Below are 19,628 nucleotides of genomic sequence, written 5' to 3' on the forward strand. Positions count from 1 at the left end.
ATAAAAAAATATTGAATATAATTTCTATCTGGGCGATATGATGCGATCGCCTATCTGTTTGGCCAAGGTGGTTCTCACCCGGTTGAGCTCGACGTTTTGCTCGATGAGCTCGTTGACCCGCTGGTCGTCTTTGGCTTGCGTAGCCTCTTTGAGTTGCTCTTGTATCTGCTTGATCGACTGCTCGAGTATGGCGTTTTTCAGCTCGTAAATGGCTCGGGGAATAAGTTCCCACAGGCGGTCGGTCTCGGTTTCGACTTTCTGGAACTTGGTGTGTACCTTGCTGAGTTGGTACTTCTCGCTCACCAAATCGACAGCCAGCAGGCTGATCTCGCTATCGGGGTAGGTCGTGAAGTATCGTTCCAGGAAGTTTGTTTCGAAGGTTTGCAGCTCTTCGTCCATTGCACGGGTAATTTGTTCCTGAGCTTTGGCCTCTTTTTTCTGTTTCTCGGCTATGTCGCCACTTTCGAGTCGTATCTGTTCGATAGCCTCATCGATTTGCTGCCGGGCCTTTGCTTGCCATTCGCTTCTTAACTGCGACAGTTGCTGGGCTTCATGCTCACGCTGTGCAGCCGTAAGCTCGATGATTTTCCGGTACAGGGGATTGCTCAACTCGATGCTGTCGATCGAAAGTTCCTCGACGATATATTCCCATACTTTTTGCCACGAACCGTCGGCCGTCTCGAAAAGGTTGCGGTAGCCATAGCGCATGATGTAGCGGATAATTTCCCGCTCGTATTTCTCGAGAGGCGAGTAGCGTGCTATTTGTTGAGAGAAGGAGTCGCCGCCGGGATGGGACGTGGCCTCTGTATCGACCGGGGCCGGCACGTCGTCGAGCGCGTGGGGCGGGGGAGTCTCGGTCGAATCGGTAGCCGTATGCGCAGGTGGAACCTGGGTAGGTTGTGTGGCTGTTGTCGATTGCTGGGTCGAAGTCGCAGTGGTGGTATTATATCGACTGCGCGTTGCCTGTTGTTCGGCCCGGTGTTGCCGGCGTTTATTCAACTCCGACAGCAGTACCTGTTCGTCGATTTGCAACAACCGGCTGCACTCCTGCACATAGACCGAGCGCACAATGGCGTCGGGGATGAGCGAAATACTCTCGACGATATTCGAGATAATGGCTGCCCGCTTGATAGGATCTTCGCCGGCATCCTCGAGCAGAAGTTGGGTCTTGAACCGGATAAAGTCGGTTTCGTGTTCCTTGATGTATCGGGTGAACGATTCGGCGCTTTGGCTCTTGGAGAAAGAGTCGGGATCCTCGCCGTCGGGCAGGAGCACCACTTTGATGTTGAGCCCCTCCTGGAGGATGAGGTCGATTCCCCGCAACGAAGCCTTGATGCCAGGAGCATCGCCGTCGTAGAGTACCGTGATGTTGTCGGTAAACCGGTGGATGAGTCGTATTTGCCCGTGAGTGAGTGCCGTGCCCGACGAGGCTACCACATTCTCGATACCCGACTGGTGCATCGACAGTACATCGGTATAGCCCTCGACCAGGTAGCAGCACCGTTCCTTTTCGATAGCCCGTTTGGCTTGATAGATGCCATAAAGCTCGTCGCTCTTGTGGTAGATATCCGATTCGGGCGAATTGAAGTATTTGCTTATTTTTACTCCCGATTTGAGAATACGTCCGCCAAAGGCCACGACCTTGCCCGATACGCTGTAAACCGGGAACATGACACGCCCCGAAAACAGGTCGTAGATGTTGTGGTTTTGATTTTCGCGGCATAGTCCCGTTTTAAGCAGATAATCGATTTTGTAGCCCCGTTTTTGGGCCTCCTGGGCCAAAGCATCGCGTTTCTCGGGAGAGTAACCCAATCCAAATTTACGGATGATGTCTTCGTTGAAGCCCCGTTCCTTGAAATAGGCCAGGCCCACGGTACGGCCTTCGTCGGTCTCGAGTAACGATTTGCTGAAAAATTCTTGAGCGAAAGTGTTGATTACAAACATGTTTTCACGGTCGCTCCGCTTTTGTCGCTCCTCGTCGGTGAGCTCCTTTTCGTGGACTTCGATATTGTATTTCTTGGCCAGGTATTTCAGCGCTTCGTAGTAGGAGAGCTGCTCGTGTTCCATGATGAAGTGAATGGCACTGCCTCCCTTGCCGCAGCTGAAGCATTTGCACACCCCCTTCGACGGCGATACACTGAACGAGGGTGAGCGATCGTCGTGAAACGGGCACAACCCCCAATAGTTGGCACCCCGTCGGCGCAGGCTGACGAAGTCGGAGACGACATCGACGATGTCGGTCGCGGCCATAATTTTATCGATGGTTGCCTGGTCTATCATGCTTTCTCTTTTTCGAACTACGAAGATAGCGATTTCTTGGCGATAATGATTCGCTGCATATCTACTTTTTTCGGTGTTGCAAATATAGGGTAGAGTTATTGGCTTTTGAATCTATTTTACTAAAACTGTGTATTTAAATAATAAATAATGTTGTACATGAGAACTTTTTGAGTAAAATCTATTGTCTTCAGCACGAAAAATACATATCTTTGTCATGTGTTTTTCATAGTATTAGATTTAAGGTTAATGAAGATTGGTTGTCGTGAGACAACCTTTCCTTTTTTAAATTCAGTTGATTTCCTTTTGAGTTGCCATTTTGGCTCATCGAGATGTCTGTTTTGCCGTGTGGAACGTGGAGTCGGGTGTATTCTACATAACTCTTGAAATAAATCAGGTGTGATATATCTTTGTGTTTCATCTTGTTACTCACTCTTTGGTCCCTGAGATAGGGCTTTTTATAATCTGTATGATATTTTCAAAATGAAGTTTTTTCTATATTCTTTTTGGAAAACTGTTTATATTCTTCAAAATATTATTACATTTGTATAAACATTTTTGAACCCAAAGTAGTAACTAAAAAAAATGGTATGAAAAAATTTACTTTTGTCTTGGCCGCTACGGCCTTGTGTGTAAATGTCGGCTTTGCCCGTACATTTGAACCGATGAATCGCTTGACTCCGGTTAAACAAGTAGCCATCGAGAAGATTGAGAAATCCTCGTTGAGCAGAACTTTACCGGGTACTGTTGAAACCAAATTTGATTTTGTTAAGGAGAATCAAAAACGTATTGCCAAAAAACCGGCACAAGTCGCTGCTTTGACGGCGCCTGAAGCTCTCCCTGCAACAAATGTAACCGCTTCTTATTTTGTAGCTAACTGGAATGCAGTGTCGGAAGCTAATTATTACGAAGTAGATACATATAGAACATTTACTACGGCTACCGATTCGGTTGAATATTGTGCTTTGTATGAAGATTTCTATTTTGCAAAGGCAAGCGATGAGTCGATTACCAACTATCTTAATGGTAGTACCTACCGTTCTCAGTGGGTATTGATCGATGGTAAGTTGGGCGATCAGTCTGTTATTCTCCCTGCCGCAGCTGCAGAGGGTTGCGAGTTGGATACTCCCCCGTTGGATTTGAGAGCTGGTGGTGAAACCGGGTCTATCCATTTCAGTCTCAGTGTAGAGGGTACGACCGGTGATAAGGTTTATATAGGGTATTATTATGATGAAAATGGTTCAAGCAAAGCTTATGCTTTGGGAGCCCTGACTTTGGGCGATGGCGGGTTGAAAGGAAGTTATTCGGTTCCAGATCTTCCGTTGACTGAAGAATCGGGATTTTTCTTATATACGATGGCTTCGGAGAATACAGGTGATATAAAGGTTAATGGATTCGTTGTATCACAAACTCTTGCTCCCGGTCTTGAGTTTACGGCTTTCCATGATTATGCCACGACCACGGGTACATCGGCTCAGGTATTTACGATGGAGAGAGATGTAATGTCCGAAGGCGTAACTGATAATTTCTTCTATGGTGTATTTGCCTTGAATGTCAATATGACCACAGGTCAAGTTACCGATGCTTCCAATGTTTCAAATTTGATTGATGTAGATGGCCAAAGTGGTGTAGAAGGTGTACAAGTTAGCAATGACAAGATTTTCGTACACGACAATCTGCATGTTGTTCTTGAAAAACCGGCTACAATCGCTGTTTACAATATGGCCGGTGTATTGGTTATGAGTGTTGAGGGTGTGGAAGGTGAGAATGAAATCGCCTTGCCCGCTGCCGGTGCCTACATTGTAAAAGCCGGTAACACGGTAGCCAAAGTGATGAAATAATCTTTTAATAGAAATCAATAAGACGAGGGGCTGCATCGACAGGATGCAGCCCCTTTTTGTGTAATGGAGAAAGAAGGATTCCCTTAAAACTCACGGGCACACTCTTGCAGTACCTCCGAGAGGGTGGGGTGTGCGTGTACCATCTCTTTCAACTGGGCTACGGTAGTAGCGCGGTTCATCAGGGCCGAAATCTCCTGCACCAGGTCGGCGGCGTGAGCCCCGAAGATATGGCCGCCGATGATGCTGCCGTTTTCGTCGGCAATGAGTTTGCACAAGCCGTCGGGTTCGCCCATGCTCACCGCCTTGCCGTTGGCCCGGAAGAGCGACTTCTTGGCCGTGAAGGCGATGCCCCGCTGTTTGCACTCCTCTTCGGTGAGTCCCACCATCCCGGCTTCGGGGTGGGTGAATACGGCCGAGGGTATGATATTGAGGTCGATATGGCTTTCTTCTCCCAGCAGGTGGTCGATAACCTTGCGACCCTGGAACGATGCGGCATGGGCCAGCATGCAGCGGCCGTTCACATCGCCTATGGCATAGACGTCGGGCACATTGGTCTGCAGGTTGTCGTCGGTCTCGATACCTTTAGGCGAGTAGTGTATGCCCACGGTGTCGAGTCCAAGCCCTTCGACTCGAGGTGCTCGGCCGGTAGCAATCAATACGGTGTCGGCTTCGACCGTGTGCTCCTGGTTTTTCCAGGTGTAGTGTATGGTCATCCCCGAGCCGTTCGACTCGATAGAGTTTACCCCGGCCTGGTTGAAAAATTCGATGCCCCGCTTGGCGAGTACCTGTTTCAGTCGTTTGCTGATGTCGGTGTCGAAGTTGGGCAGTATCTCTTTGGCAAATTCGAGCATGGTGACCGTGCTGCCGAAGCTGCGGAAGATAGAGGCAAACTCGAGTCCGATGACTCCGGCCCCTATGATGCAGAGTCGCGAGGGGATATGGTCGATGTCGAGCAGTTGGGTTGAGGTGACTACCCCGGGCAGGTTACTCCCCGCGATGGGCGGAATCTTGGCCGTCGAGCCGGTGGCAATGAGTATGTGCCGGGCCGTGTAGGTCTCGCCCGAGGCGCTTTTTACGGTGTGGGCGTCAATCAGTTCGGCCCGCTCGGGCAGGTAGGTGATGAGTTTGTGTTTCAGCAGGAACTCGATGCCGGCGGTGAGTTGGCCCACCACTTCGTTCTTGCGGGCTACGACACGTGCCATGTCTATGGTAGGGGTGGCAGTGCTTATGCCCATCGCTTCGCAGTGGGCGATGGTGTCGGCCACCTCGGCACTGCGGCAGAAACATTTGGTGGGGATGCATCCCTCTTGCAGGCAGGTGCCTCCGGCTCGGCGTTCTTCAAACAGGATGACACTCAATCCCTTTTTGGCCGCATAGAGGGCCGTTTCATATCCGCCAGGGCCAGCTCCTATGATGATAATATCGCTGTTCATGTGTATAGGAAATAAAAAAACGGAGCAGGGGAAGACGCCATGCGCCTTCCCTGTCTCCGTAAAGGTGAGGTTTTAATAATTCAAATCTTTGTAGCGCAAGATAGGATTCTTGGCTGCGGTCGTTTCGTCGAGGCGGCGTACGGGAGTCACATGCGGTGCGCTCTTGACCATTTCGGGGTCGTCGATGGCTTCGCGGGCCACGGTGCGCATGGCTTCGATAAACTCGTCGAGCGTCTCTTTCGACTCGGTCTCGGTAGGCTCGATCATGATCGACTGATGGAACAGCAGCGGGAAGTAGATGGTAGGTGCATGGTATCCATAGTCGAGCAGGCGTTTGGCTACGTCGAGCGTAGTGACGCCAGTCGATTTATCGAGCAAGCCGTCGAATACGAACTCGTGTTTGCAGATTCCCTCGATAGGGAGGTAGTAGCAATCCTTGAGCGATTCCTTCACATAGTTGGCGTTGAGTGTAGCCAGCTCTCCGGCGTGTTTGAGGTTCTCTTTACCCAGGGAGAGGATATAGGCATAGGCCCGCATCATCACCCCGAAGTTGCCGAAGAATCCCGACACGCTGCCCAGGCTGTCGTCACTACCTTCGACCGCATAACGGTCGCCGTGTTTCACCACGTGTGGACGGGGCAGATAATCGACCAGTGCGGCTGCCACACCTACGGGGCCGCTACCGGGACCGCCGCCACCGTGAGGCGTCGAGAAGGTCTTGTGCAGATTGATGTGCATGATGTCGAATCCCATATCGCCGGGACGGCAACGACCCAGCAGCGGGTTGAGGTTGGCTCCGTCGTAGTAGAGCAGACCACCGCAACCGTGTACCAGCTTGGCAATCTGGGGAATCTCTTTTTCAAAGATACCCAGCGTATTGGGGTTGGTCATCATGATACCGGCAATAGTATCGTCGAGCAGCGGTTCGAGTTTGGTCACATCGATGGTACCTTCGGGGGTAGAGGGAACCTCGACAATCTCGAGGCCGCACACGGCCGCACTGGCGGGATTGGTACCGTGGGCACTGTCGGGTACGATGACCTTGGTGCGTTTCAAGTCACCCCGTTTGATGTGGTACTGGCGCATGAGCATCAGACCGGTCAACTCGCCGTGAGCTCCGGCAAAGGGGTTGAGCGTGAATTCGGCCAGACCCGAAATCTCGGCCAGAGCATGAGCCAACTCGTAGTAGAGTCGCAGGGCACCCTGTACCGACTCTTCGCTCTGCCGCGGGTGCAGCGAGGTGAAGGCCGGCAGAGCCGCCATCTCTTCGTTGATTTTGGGGTTATACTTCATGGTGCAGGAGCCCAGCGGATAGAAGCCGGTCTCGACACCGAAATTTTTGTTGGACACGTTGGTATAGTGGCGCACCACATCGAGTTCGCTCACCTCGGGCAATTCGGCCGGAGTCTCCCGCTTGAGCGATTGGGGAAGGTCGGCCAGCGAATAGTTGCCGAAATCGGATTGGGGCAGGGAGTAGCCTACACGTCCCGGTTTTGAAATTTCGAATATCAGTTTGTTGTAATATTTCATGGCTTATCCCTCCTGTTCGATTAGTGAAACCAAATTGTCAATCTCTTCGCGGGTGCGTTTCTCGGTCACGCAGAACAGAATTGCATCGTTGGTTCCCTCGACGGGGATACCGGCCAGGAAGCCTTTCGCCTCGAGATGTTTCATCAGCTGTTCGCGGTTGAGGGTGGTGCGCACGGCAAACTCCTTCAGGAAGGGTTTGTCGAAGCAGAGCGAGAATTTGCCTGTTGCCAGCAGTTTGTCGCACAGATAGTGGGCACCGGCATAGGATTTCTCGTTGACCTCTTGCATGCCCCGTTTACCCATGAGGGCCATATAGATGGTTACATACAGTGCCATGAGCGACTGGTTGGAACAGATGTTGCTGTTGGCCTTCTGGCGGCGTATGTGTTGCTCGCGGGCTTGCAGCGTGAGCACGAAGGCCCGTTTGCCATCGACATCTTTCGTGGCGCCTACGATACGGCCGGGCAACTTGCGCATCAGGTCGTGGGTTGAAGCCAGATAACCTACATAGGGACCGCCGAAATTGAGCGGCATACCCAGCGACTGACCGTCGCCGCAGGCAATGTCGGCACCCCATTCGCCGGGCGTCTTCAGTACGGCCAATGCCGAGGGGTCGGCATAGACGATGAAGAGGGTCTTGTGGGCGTGCAGGCTGTCGGCAAAACCGGTGTAGTCTTCGATAATGCCGTAGCGGTTGGGCGAGCTCACGATTACGCCGGCCACATCGTTGGCCTCGATCATCTGCTCCATGGCGGCCTTGTCGGTGACACCCTCTTTTTCGGGGATGAACTCGAGTGTCACGCCGTGGAACCGGGCATAGGTCTCGACAACGGCAATCACCCGCTCGCTCAAGGTGCGCGACACAAGCACTTTGTTGCGCTTCTTGGCATGAGCCACGGCCATGAGCATGGCTTCGGCCGTAGCGGTGGCACCGTCGTACATCGAGGCGTTGCAGCACTCCATGCCGGTGAGTTCGCACATCATGCTCTGGAACTCAAAGATGTATTGCAGGGTACCTTGCGAGATTTCGGGTTGGTAGGGGGTATAGGCGGTGAGGTACTCCGAGCGGGCGATGAGTTGTCCTACGACCGACGGGGCATAGTGGTCATAGGCTCCGCCGCCGGCAAAGACGGTGAGCGGGTGGTTCAGGCTGCCCAACTCCTTGAAATAGCTTCGTACCTCGTCTTCCGACATCGATTTTCTCAAGTTGTAATCTTTGTCGAAGCGGATGCTTTCGGGAATTTCGGCGTAAAGGTCGTCGAGCGACGATACACCTATCCGTTCCAGCATCTCGGCGATATCCGATTCGGTATGCGGGAAATACTTGTACATGATATCCTCCTTCGTCGGTTATTCGCAAATTGCTTTATAAGCCTCGGCGTCCATGAGGTTTTTCAACTCTTCGGGGTCGCTTATCTTTACTTTGCAAATCCAGTTGTTGAAAGCGTCTTCGTTCAACAGTTCGGGTTTGTCTTCCAGGGCTTCGTTAATCTCCACGACTGTTCCGCTGATGGGCGACAGAAGGTCGCTGGCGGCTTTTACGCTCTCGACGGCTCCGAACTCTTCGCCTTGGTTCAGTTCATCGTCCACTTCGGGCAGATCGACATATACAACGCTACCCAGTTGATGTTGGGCATAGTCGGTGATACCGATATAACCGAATTCGCCTTCAACTTTTAACCACTCGTGTGATTCGGAATAATAAAGTCCGTCCAATACTGTACTCATAATCTTGTTATTTTTAGGTTTGTCAATAAATCATTTTTTATAGTTCTTTTCGTAGAAGCGCTTTTTAACAACCGTTCCCTTGAAGAATTTCTTGCGGATGTGAATCTCTACTTCGGTACCCAGTGCGGCATAGGCACTGTCGATGAGAGCCATGCACACGCTCTTGCCGGTCGATATCGAGTTGTAGCCGGTAGTTACATGGCCTATCACTTTACCGTCGGCATACACTTCGTAGCCGCTGCGGGGGATGGCTTTGTCGGCCAGTTCGATACCCACGATTTTGCGTTTGGCCCCTTCGGCTTTCTGTCGGGCAATAGCCTCTTTTCCGATGAAATCGTCTTTATCGAGTTTGACAAACATACCCAAACCGGCTTCGATAGGGGTGATGTCTTTTTCGAGTTCGTGGCCATAGAGCGGCAAACCTACCTCGAACCGCAGCGTGTCGCGGCAGCCCAGTCCGCAGGGAAGCACCTGTTTCGAACCTACCAGCACATCCCATACCCGGTTGATGAAGGCATGGCTGCCATAAATCTCGAAACCGTCTTCACCGGTATATCCCGTGCGCGATACGATGATGGTCTCGCCGTCGCACTCGATCTCCTTGCAGGTGTAGAATTGCAAATCCTTTACCTCGAGGTGAAGCAGCTCTTCGATACAAGCCTCGGCCCGGGGACCCTGCACGGCTACCTCGCCGTAGTAGTCCGACTGGTTTTCGATGTTGAGGTTATAGCCGGCGCTGTGCTCGACAATCCACTGGTAGTCTTTGGCTATGTTCGAGGCATTTACCACCAGGAAGAATCGCTCTTCGCCCATCTTATAGACCAGCAGGTCATCGACGGTGCCACCGTCGGGGTAGAGCAGCATGCCGTAGAAGATTTTCCCCGGCTCGGCACCCCGTATGTTGTTGGTGAAAATGTAGTTGATGTAACGCTCGCTGTCGGGCCCGGTAATGAGTATTTCGCCCATGTGCGACACGTCGAATATACCGGCGGCATGACGCACGGCATTGTGTTCCTCGATAATCGAGGTATATTCAATAGGCATATCGAATCCGCCGAAAGGCATCATCTTGGCACCTAGGTCGAGATGCTTCTGGTGCAGACAGGTTTTTAAGATATCTTCCATAGTCAACTGGTGTTTTTTATGATAAAATCTATGTATGATCGTTGAACAGAATATCGGTGAAGGCGGCCCGGTCGAGCCGGTGAATGTAATGTTCGATGGGAGTTTCGTCGAGTACACGGTCGAAAGCTTCGCGGGTGAAGGGCACGTCGCGGAACCGATTGAGAAACTCGTCGATTTCGCCCACCGGAAAATAGTCGCCCATGAGATTCAGAGTCTTGACGATACCGTTTTTGATTTCGATGCGGGCCTCTATCTCGCCGGCCGAGCCGTAGCCCCGGCGCACCAGCGTATAGCGCGGGTTGTTGCCCAGGATCCACTCTTCCTTGAGATACTCTTTTTCGATTTCGCCGATGCGGTCGATGTCGTCGGGGGTGAGGCACTCTTCACTGTCGCAGAGCGATGTGCGCATGAAGCGCTTGAATTCCTCGATGTCGATGTCGAGATACTCCTTGAGGTTGGTCACGCGCTTGCGCACCGATTCTACTCCTTTGGTAATGAGTTTCTCGTTGCTGGGGGTGATGGAGAGTACCAGATTCTCGAGGTCGGTATCGAAGAGCATGGTGCCGTGTACGATACTGCGGCCCCCCACGCGGTAGAAGGCGTTGCCCGATACCTTCTTGCCCTCGACCGTGATGTCGTTCCGTCCCGAAGCCATGGCCTGCACGCCCAGTTTGTTCAGCGTGCGGGCGATGAGTTGCAGGTAGCGGTCGAAGGTGAAACTTACGTTGAAGTCGTCGGTAATGTAGGAGAACATGATGTTGCTGAAATCGGCATAGACACATCCTCCGCCCGATTTGCGCCGATAGTATTCGATACCGTGTGAGCGAACGTAGTCCATGTTGATTTCATTTTCCATCAACTGATTACGGCCAAAAATAACGGTGGGGTTTACCTGCCACATGAAGAAGCAATCTTCACCGCTTCGCGTGCGGGCTATGTATTCTTCCATAGCCAGATAAAACGATAGGCGGCGGACTGTCGAGTCCGGCAGGGCGATATATCTCATAGGTATCAGGTCAACAGTAAATATACCTTACAAATTTATATATTCTTTTGTAAAGGACGATAGATTGTCCCGAAAATTTCTCGAATTTTCTTGTTGTCCCGGTTTTGATGCTTTCAAATTGTACAGGGTGAGCAGCGGTAGTCTTGTGGGTGTGTGGCGGTTTGGCTCTGTTGGCCTGTGAGTATGGTTGGGTAAATATGTAAAAAGCCCGCATCTCACGCGGGGTGAGCAAGCAGGCTTTTTATGTTGTTCGAGGACCGATTAGCGATTCACTTGATTGATAATGTTCCCATCGATATATTGGCGTATGTTGTCGGCGGCAATCTGCATCAGTCGTTCGCGCGCTTCGAGGGTGGCCCAGGCGATGTGCGGGGTGATGTAGCAGTTGCGGGCGGCGACGAGCGGGTTGTCGGGCCGCGGCGGTTCCTGCGACAACACATCGACTCCGGCAGCTTTGATGCGTCCGTTGTTCAGGGCTTCGGCCAGGTCGTGCTCGTTGACGAGCGGGCCGCGTCCCGTGTTGATGACGATGGCCGTCGGTTTCATGCGGGCAATGGAGTCGGCATTAATCAGGTTGCGGGTCGAGTCGGTGAGGGGACAGTGCAGAGTGATGACGTCACTCTCGGCCAACAGAGACTCCCAAGTGACAGGCGAGACATAGTCGGGCAGCTCTTCGCGGCTCTTGGAGGTTTTGGCCAGTACCTTCATGCCAAAGGCATGGGCAATGCGGGCCACGGCACTGCCAATGTGTCCGAATCCTACGATGCCGATGGTCTTACCGGCCAGTTCGAATACCGGGCTCTTCAGGTAGCAGAAGTCTTTGCAGCGGGCCCACTCACCGGCCTTTACGCTTTGTGAGTGGGTGGCCACATCGCTGGCTATGTTGAGCAGGTGGGCAAATACCATTTGTGCTACCGAATTGGTGCTGTATGAGGGGATGTTGGTCACTACGATACCCCGCTCTTTGGCAGCCTCGATATCGACAATGTTGTATCCTGTTGCCAATACTCCGATGTAACGCAATTGCGGCAGCTGGTCCAGCGTGGCGGCACTGAGCGGAGTCTTGTTGGTGAGCACAATGCCGGCACCGGCAGCCCGCTCTACGATTTCATCAACGGCGGTGCGGTCATAGACGGTGAGCTTGCCCAAACGCTCGATTCCCTCCCATGACAGGTCGCCGGGGTTCAGACCGTACCCGTCGAGGGTCACAATGCGGTGTGCCTGGCGATGCTCTTCGGTGGCTTTTTCGGTCGTTCGTTTCAGCTCTTCCCAAGAGACTTCACCCTCTTTTACTTTATAGCCTTCGGTAATTTTCCACTCTTTCATTTGTATGCTTATTTTATCTCTATGGCATTTTTTACCTTTTCGTCGGTGAGGGCAATCTTCAACACGTCTTCGATATTCTTGACATAGTGGAAGGTGAGTCCTTTCAAGTAGGTATCTTTAATCTCTTCGATATCTTTGCGGTTCTCTTCCGAGAGGATAATATCGCGTATGCCTGCACGTTTGGCAGCCAGTATCTTCTCTTTGATACCGCCCACGGGCAGCACTTTGCCCCGCAGAGTGATTTCGCCAGTCATGGCCAAGTGGTCTTTCACCTTGCGTTGCGTGAAGGTCGAAGCCAGCGAGGTGACCATGGTAATACCGGCCGAGGGTCCGTCTTTGGGGATGGCACCTTCGGGTACATGGATGTGCACGGCCCATTTGTCGAATACGTCTTCGTTGATACCCAGCAGCGAGGCATGCGACTTGATGTATTGCAAGGCGATGATGGCCGACTCTTTCATCACGTCGCCCAAGTTGCCGGTGAGGGTGAGCTTCTCGCCCTTCGATTTGCTCAGGCTCGATTCGACAAAGAGTATCTCGCCGCCAACAGCCGTCCACGCCAGGCCGGTAACTACGCCGGCATAGTCGTTGTTCTCGTATTTGTCGCGGTTATACTCTTGGGCTCCCAGATACTCGTGCAGATCGTCGAGGGTAATGTGGGGATTGTATTCCTTGCCCGATGCTTTCATGCGGGCAATCTTGCGCATGATGCGGGCAATCTTCTTGTCGAGTTCGCGCACGCCCGACTCGCGGGTGTATTGATCGACGATAGCCGCCATCACTTTCTTGGAAATGACCACGTCGCCCTCTTTCAACCCGTGATTTTCGAGCTGTTTGGGCACCAGGTGGCGACGACCAATCTCTACCTTCTCTTCGAGTATGTAACCGCTGATGTCAATCAGCTCCATACGGTCGAGCAGGGGTTGCGATATGGTGTTGAGGTTGTTGGCCGTGGCGATGAACAGAATCTTCGACAGGTCGTAATCGATGTCGATATAGTTGTCGTGGAAGGCATTGTTTTGCTCGGGGTCGAGTACTTCGAGCAAAGCCGAAGCCGGGTCGCCCTTGAAGTCGTTACCTATCTTGTCGATTTCGTCGAGCACGAATACCGGGTTGGAACTCTTTGCCTTGATGAGTCCCTGGATGATACGTCCCGGCATGGCGCCGATGTAGGTGCGACGGTGTCCTCTGATTTCGGCTTCGTCGTGCAAGCCGCCCAATGAAACACGTATGTACTTGCGGTTCAGAGCCTCGGCAATCGATTTGCCCAGCGAGGTTTTACCTACACCCGGGGGACCGTAGAGGCAGATGATGGGCGACTTCATATCCCCCCGCAACTTCAGCACGGCCAGGTGTTCGATAATACGCTCTTTCACTTTGTCAAGACCGTAGTGATCTTTGTCGAGTTGCTTTTGCACATGGTTCAGGTTGAAGTTGTCCTGCGTGTATTCGTTCCACGGCAACTCGAGCAGCGTGTCGAGGTAGGTATATTGTACCGAGAAGTCGGGCGACTGAGGGTGCAACCGCTCGAGTTTGCGCATCTCTTTCTCAAAGATTTCGGCCGTCTTGGCATCCCATTTCTTTTTCTCGGCCCGTTCGCGCAACTCCTGTATGTCCTGGTCCTGCATGTTGCCGCCCAACTCCTCCTGGATGGTGCGGATCTGTTGTTGCAGGAAGTGCTCCCGCTGTTGCTGGTTGAGGTCTTCGCGAGTCTTGGACTGGATGTCGGCCTTGATTTGCAGCAACTGCGCCTCCTGGGTGAGCATCTCGTAGAGTTTGAAGAGCCGCTCCTTAATGTTGTCGATCGAGAGCAACTCCTGTTTCTGAGCGGCCGACAAGGGGATGTTGGCTCCCAGGAAATTAATCAGATAGTGGGCGTTGTCGATATTGCGGATGGCAAAAATCAACTCTTTGGCCTGGTCTCCGATATTCTTCAGCAACTCGAAGGTGAGGTCTTTCAATGCCGATACCAGCGCCTCGAACTCCTTGTCGTTGGGCTCGGGCAGTATTTCGTTTTCGAGCGACACATTGGCACGCATATAGGGGAATGTTTCGGTCACTTCGTCGATTTTGAACCGTTTCATTTTCCCTTGCAGAATTACCGTTGTGCTGTCGTCGGGCATCTCGAGTATCTTGATGATTTCGCCGATTACGCCCACCTCGTAGAGGTCGTCGCGGCCCGGATCTTCCACAGCGGCATCACGCTGGCAAACCACCCCGATGGGAGTATGGTTGTTCTGTGCGTCCTTGACCAGTTGCAGCGATTTGGGCCGTCCCACATTCACCGGGATGGCTACTCCCGGGAATAATACCATGTTGCGCAGGGCAAGAATGGGCAAACCTTTGGTGTCCAACGTCTTGCACTCCGAGTCGTTTTGCCCGGATATTTCGGTAAACAGAGGCATAATCGAAGGGGTATTTTCGTCGTTTTCGCAAATCATAAATTTGTTCTTATTCTTAGGTGTATATTTCAATATTGACATTTTGGCAGAGACTCCTTGTCTCTACGGACAAAAAGTTTACCGATTTGTCTTATTTTTTATAATCCTACAACAGGCGTGCCAAAGTTACGCAAATAAGGTCGCAATGTCGCAATTATTATGTTTTTTTGTTTATTTTGCACGGTAAACCGTGAATCTATATGGCAAACTCTTTTTTCAAATTCAAACAGTTTACAATATACCAGGAGCGCGCGGCTATGCGAGTGGGTACCGATGGCGTTTTGCTCGGGGCCTGGTGCCGGTTGGAGGGGGCTTCGCGTATTCTCGACGTAGGCACCGGCACGGGGCTGATTGCCATCATGGCGGCTCAACGTTCGGCTGCTCGTATCGATGCGGTGGAACTCGACTTTGGGGCCGCATGCGATGCCGCTCAAAATGCTGGATTGTCGCCATGGAGTGACCGGATAACGGTCTATGGCACCGATTTCGGCAGTTGCTATAGTCGCTATTCCCATCCGTTGTATGATCATATTCTGTCCAACCCTCCCTATTTTGTACAGTCGTTGTTGCCTCCCGATCGCAAGCGTGAACGGGCTCGACATACCGGCTCGCTCGACTACGAGACCCTTTTCGAAGGAGCCTCGGCATTGCTTTTGCCCGGGGGGCGCTTGTCGATTATCTCGCCGGCCGACCTGGAGGAGCATCTTGTTTTTGTGGCCATGCTATATGGTTTTTATCCTGCCCGCTTTACCTATGTGTCGGGTATTGCCGGGCGGGCACCCAAACGATTGCTGTCGGAGTGGAGTAGGGAGCGCAAACCGTTGGAAACAAACGTCTTGGCTGTCGAATGTCGCGGCACCGGTTATACCCCCGACTATGTGGCGCTCACCCACGATTTTTATTTGAAGATGTAGAACACGGAACAAATGCGGTATCCCGACTGTTATAGTAGTAATTTGTGTAAACCATAACATTAATTACAATCATTATGAAGGATATTGCAACTATGTATTTCTGGGGCAAAACCAAGTATTGGTGGGCCCTGATTGTCGTGGGACTGTTGATGATTCCCTGCGGATTGTGGCTTTGGTCGCAGCCTGCACTGGGCTACGAGATACTCTCGATGCTGTTGGGGTGGATGTTGATTCTTTTCGGGATTGTGCAGCTCATTGTCTCGAATAACGTGAAGCAAAAAGTGCGCGGGTGGGGCTGGTGGCTTGCCGGTGGTGTAATCGATATACTCATCGGGTTTATCCTGGTGGGCAACCTTTCGTTCAGCGAAACGGTACTGCCATTCTTTTTTGCCTTTATCTTCTTGTACAAAGGGGTTTCCAACCTTACCTCGGCCTTTTACATGACCTCGACGCACAGATACTGGTGGGTCTATCTTGTCAATGCCATTCTGTTGCTCATTCTTGGATTCCTGTTCCTGTCGATGCCTTTTATGGCTACCTTTTCAATTGTATTTTTGTGTGCGGCTGCATTCCTGTATTGGGGTATTACTCTCATTCTTTTCGGCTATTCGCTACGTCCCGGAACAAAATAGTCGTACAGCCGCAATCTTGTATATGCAAAGCGCTCTCTTTTCACGGAGAGCGCTTTTTGTTTAAGTGAGTTAAAACCTTTTGCAAGTGTGCCGTATAAACAGGAAAAGAGTATATTTGTAGAAATTTAAGGAAATTGGGCGCAGTATTTACCGGCATTTCCGTTTCATTAATAAAATGGTCATTAAACCATTGTGCAAAAGAGAAGTCTAATAGATAAAATATAATTTCAATAGAGTAATAAAACAAGGAGAAGTGGTTATGAAAATAAGAAGATTTGCCCTGTTGATTATATTGTCGATGTTTGTAGGGAGCTTTGCCAGGGCGAGCTCGTATGTAATTGAAGACGATATTTATTATAACCCCGATGATAAAAATCCCATTGTGGAGAAAAAGGAGAAGGAGAAAGCTGCTCAACAGGCTGCACAGCAGGTTCAGCAGGCTGCTGCTCAGGATACGGTCGTTAAAAAGACGTTGATGATGACGAGCGACCAGCACTTCCGTGATGTCGATGAATACAACCGCCGGGGTGGTTCGTCAGAGATGACCCTCGAGCAGGTGGCTGCCAATCAGACCGAGAATCATATCGAATATAACATTGTCGATGAGAATGGCGACGACGGGTATTACCTGAATGGTTTTACGGGTTCCGACTCTGATTATGAATATGCCATGCGCATACGCCGGTTCCACAATCCCAAGTTTGTCGTTTCGTTGAGCGATCCCTATTATTCCGATATCTATTTCCTCGACAATAACGACTGGAATGTGTATATCACCGACAATTATGCGTGGGTAACTCCTACCTGGACCAATCCTTGGTACTGGGACTATATGTGGACCCCTTATTCCTACACCAGCTGGTCGTGGCGTTGGTCGTTCAGCCCGTGGGGGTTCTCGTTTGGGTATAGCCCCTATTACTATGGATGGGGCGGTTACTGGGGTGGCTATTGGGGATGGAACTCGTGGTATAGTCCTTACTACTTCCACCATCATCATCATCATCACTATTATTCGCCCTATTACTATCATCGGCCCTATTATGGGTGGAATCATTCACGTCCGCAATACACGCCCAACGGTCGTCAGCCCAATCGCTACGGAGGCAGTGCCGTTTCGTCGGGCAGTTCGGTATCGACCAACGTTCGTCGTGCAACGGTAGGTACCGCATCGGCATCGAGCACGCCGGGACGTCGCGCTGCAACCAGTGTCACCTCGACTTCCAATGGCACCAGCTCGATTAACGGGGTTCGTACCAACCGGGGTACGGTGATCAGCAATAGCACCAATTCAAGTTCGAACAGAGGTTACAGTTTCGGCAGTGCCAATACTTCGCGCCGGGGCAGCAGCTCGTCGTCGAGTTCGATTTCGGTCCCCTCGACTACACAGAGTCGCCGACAGACCACAATCAATAGTGGAACAAACAACTCTTCGCGAAATAGCTACAATAGCAGCGTAGGGACTACTCGTCGAGGTAGCAGCAGCTCTTCGTTCAACCGGGGTTCTTCGACATCGGGCCGTTCGTCGGGGTTCTCGAGTGGTTCATCGTCGAGTCGTCGCTCGTCGGGATTCTCAAGCGGTTCATCAAGTCGTCGCTCGTCGAGCAGCTATTCGGCACCTTCTTCCTCTTCGTCGCGCCGAAGCAGTGGAACAACCTCGCGTGGTTCCAGTGGAGGTGGCCGTGGTGGACGCAGATAAACCGGGTGTAATTATATTCAAGAATGAAACATATGAAAACTGTAAAATATGCTTTGGCTGGAGTTGCTCTTTGCAGCAGCTCCATGCTCTTTGGTCAAGGCGTAGTCGATGCCTTGAAATACTCTCAGCAAGACATACGGGGTACAGCCCGGTATATGGGAATGGCTGGAGCTTTCGGAGCGTTGGGTGGCGATATTACCACATTGAGTCAGAACCCTGCGGGAATAGGAGTGTATCGTAACTCGGATGTGGCGGCAACTATCGATTTTTCAAATCAGGTGAGTACGGTAAATACGGCTGGTGAGAAATATACCGATAATAAATTCAAGTTTGCCTGCAACAACTTTGGGCTTGTATGGACCGTTCGGTTCAATCAGGAGGCCTTGAGAAACGTCAATTTCGGGTTTGCCTATAACAAGCAGAAGTCGTTTGATCGCTCCTACAAGACCAGTTATTCGGGTATTACGGGTGCCAGTTCATTGTCTGGCTATATTGCCCAAATGTCCAATGGTTATACGACAAATGATTTGGCTTATAACGATAACTCGAGTTACGACCCCTATAACAGCAACCCTTGGCTGAATGTGCTGGGTTATCAATCTTATTTGATTAACTCGAAAGGAAACGACACGTGGAACAGTATTGTGGGTACCGGCAGTACGGCTACCGGCGATTTGTTTGTGCGTGAGAAAGGTTCTATCGACGAGTACAACTTCAATATCGGGGGTAATATTTATGATGTGTTCTATTGGGGGTTAGGTATTACCGTGACCGACTTTTCTTATGACCTCCAAAGCGGATATGGCGAAAACTTTACCAACGGTTATATGCCCAACGACGATGGCACGGTTGGTACGGCCAATACCAACGGATGGTATCTCATGCAAAATCTGTTGCATACCAATGGCTCGGGCGTGAAGTTCAACGTGGGGGCCATCATGAGAGTGACCAATAGTTTCAGGTTGGGTTTGGCTTTCCATACCCCCAATTACTATAAAATGACCGATACTTATGCAGCTTCTGTAGCCTACAATTTCGATCGCAGTGGTACCTCATACAACGATCGGGCCGAGACGCCGAGCGGTAGTTACAGCTATGAATTCCGTTCGCCCTGGCGTGTTATTGCCAGTGCAGCCTATGTATTTGGCAAAGGGGGTATCTTGAGTTTTGATTATGAATATACGGCCAACGATGATATGACGTTCGACGATCCCTATTCGATTGACATGTTCTACAAGACCAATCAAGAGATACCTCAAATTGTTTCGCCCATGCACACCTTTAAGGTGGGAGGTGAGTTCCGTATATCGCCACAATTCAGTGCCCGGTTGGGATATGCCTATCAGACCTCGCCGGTGAAATCGACCTATCGGTCGGGACACGAGATTCCTACCGCAGGTACCGTGACATCGTTTACGCTTGATCGGGCAACCAACTATTTTACGGTAGGATTGGGATACCGTTTTTCCAATATCTATGCCGATATTGCCTATGTGCATCGGTATCGTAGCAGTGAGTTGTTCCCCTTCTCGCCGATACCCGACCCGGATGCCGTGCTTAATCCCAATGAAATGGATACACCTTCACTGCTTATCTCGCCTCAAATATCGACTCTTACCGATCATAACAACTCTTTTGTACTGACGATGGGGGTGAAGTTCTGAACAACGTTAAGTATA

Annotated in this window: 14 protein-coding genes; 5 read left to right on the forward strand and 9 right to left on the reverse strand. The window is 51.2% G+C overall.

Annotated features, from left to right (window positions below):
* Nucleotides 1–24: 24 nt before the first annotated feature.
* The gene (gene dnaG / locus B5G10_RS00165; RefSeq protein ID WP_087422753.1) at nucleotides 25–2,280 is read right to left on the reverse strand and encodes a DNA primase; all 2,256 of its coding nucleotides are present in this window, start codon (nucleotides 2,278–2,280) and stop codon (nucleotides 25–27) included.
* A 587-nt stretch (nucleotides 2,281–2,867) separates the two neighbouring features.
* On the opposite strand from dnaG, the gene B5G10_RS00170 reads away from it, so the two are divergent.
* A complete protein-coding gene (locus B5G10_RS00170; protein ID WP_087422754.1) occupies nucleotides 2,868–4,118 on the forward strand; it encodes a hypothetical protein in 1,251 nt (416 codons plus the stop codon).
* A gap of 83 nt (nucleotides 4,119–4,201) precedes the next feature.
* Here the strand turns inward: B5G10_RS00170 and lpdA are convergent, their stop codons facing one another.
* The 8 genes from lpdA to lon form a co-directional block, all read right to left on the reverse strand.
* Entirely contained in the window at nucleotides 4,202–5,551 is a 1,350-nt protein-coding gene (gene lpdA / locus B5G10_RS00175) for a dihydrolipoyl dehydrogenase (protein ID WP_087422755.1), read from the reverse strand.
* A gap of 72 nt (nucleotides 5,552–5,623) precedes the next feature.
* The gene (gcvPB, locus tag B5G10_RS00180) at nucleotides 5,624–7,081 is read right to left on the reverse strand and encodes an aminomethyl-transferring glycine dehydrogenase subunit GcvPB (RefSeq protein ID WP_087422756.1); all 1,458 of its coding nucleotides are present in this window, start codon (nucleotides 7,079–7,081) and stop codon (nucleotides 5,624–5,626) included.
* A gap of 3 nt (nucleotides 7,082–7,084) precedes the next feature.
* Nucleotides 7,085–8,416, reverse strand: a complete 1,332-nt coding sequence (gcvPA, locus tag B5G10_RS00185; protein ID WP_087422757.1) for an aminomethyl-transferring glycine dehydrogenase subunit GcvPA — start codon at nucleotides 8,414–8,416, stop codon at nucleotides 7,085–7,087.
* A gap of 15 nt (nucleotides 8,417–8,431) precedes the next feature.
* Nucleotides 8,432–8,809 carry a glycine cleavage system protein GcvH gene (gene gcvH / locus B5G10_RS00190; RefSeq protein ID WP_087422758.1) on the reverse strand — a complete coding sequence of 126 codons (378 nt, stop codon included), beginning with the start codon at nucleotides 8,807–8,809 and terminating at the stop codon, nucleotides 8,432–8,434.
* 30 nt (nucleotides 8,810–8,839) lie between these two features.
* On the reverse strand, nucleotides 8,840–9,934 hold the full coding sequence (gene gcvT, locus B5G10_RS00195) for a glycine cleavage system aminomethyltransferase GcvT (RefSeq protein WP_087422759.1): 1,095 nt from the start codon (nucleotides 9,932–9,934) through the stop codon (nucleotides 8,840–8,842).
* Between the two features lie 28 nt (nucleotides 9,935–9,962).
* Complete coding sequence (locus tag B5G10_RS00200; protein WP_087422760.1) at nucleotides 9,963–10,940, reverse strand: lipoate--protein ligase; 978 nt, start codon at nucleotides 10,938–10,940, stop codon at nucleotides 9,963–9,965.
* 261 nt (nucleotides 10,941–11,201) lie between these two features.
* A complete protein-coding gene (locus B5G10_RS00205; RefSeq protein ID WP_087422761.1) occupies nucleotides 11,202–12,266 on the reverse strand; it encodes a D-2-hydroxyacid dehydrogenase in 1,065 nt (354 codons plus the stop codon).
* Nucleotides 12,267–12,274: 8 nt separating this feature from the next.
* The gene (gene lon, locus B5G10_RS00210) at nucleotides 12,275–14,671 is read right to left on the reverse strand and encodes an endopeptidase La (RefSeq protein WP_241147694.1); all 2,397 of its coding nucleotides are present in this window, start codon (nucleotides 14,669–14,671) and stop codon (nucleotides 12,275–12,277) included.
* Nucleotides 14,672–14,907: 236 nt separating this feature from the next.
* On the opposite strand from lon, the gene B5G10_RS00215 reads away from it, so the two are divergent.
* From B5G10_RS00215 to B5G10_RS00230, 4 genes are all read left to right on the forward strand, one after another.
* Entirely contained in the window at nucleotides 14,908–15,621 is a 714-nt protein-coding gene (locus B5G10_RS00215; protein WP_087422763.1) for a methyltransferase, read from the forward strand.
* 74 nt (nucleotides 15,622–15,695) lie between these two features.
* A complete protein-coding gene (locus B5G10_RS00220) occupies nucleotides 15,696–16,253 on the forward strand; it encodes a DUF308 domain-containing protein (protein WP_087422764.1) in 558 nt (185 codons plus the stop codon).
* Nucleotides 16,254–16,512: 259 nt separating this feature from the next.
* On the forward strand, nucleotides 16,513–17,949 hold the full coding sequence (locus B5G10_RS00225) for a hypothetical protein (RefSeq protein ID WP_143241014.1): 1,437 nt from the start codon (nucleotides 16,513–16,515) through the stop codon (nucleotides 17,947–17,949).
* A 32-nt stretch (nucleotides 17,950–17,981) separates the two neighbouring features.
* Entirely contained in the window at nucleotides 17,982–19,613 is a 1,632-nt protein-coding gene (locus B5G10_RS00230; RefSeq protein WP_087422766.1) for a hypothetical protein, read from the forward strand.
* Nucleotides 19,614–19,628: the final 15 nt, after the last annotated feature.

It is taken from the genome of Barnesiella sp. An55, from assembly GCF_002161555.1.
Lineage (GTDB): Bacteria > Bacteroidota > Bacteroidia > Bacteroidales > Barnesiellaceae > Barnesiella > Barnesiella merdipullorum.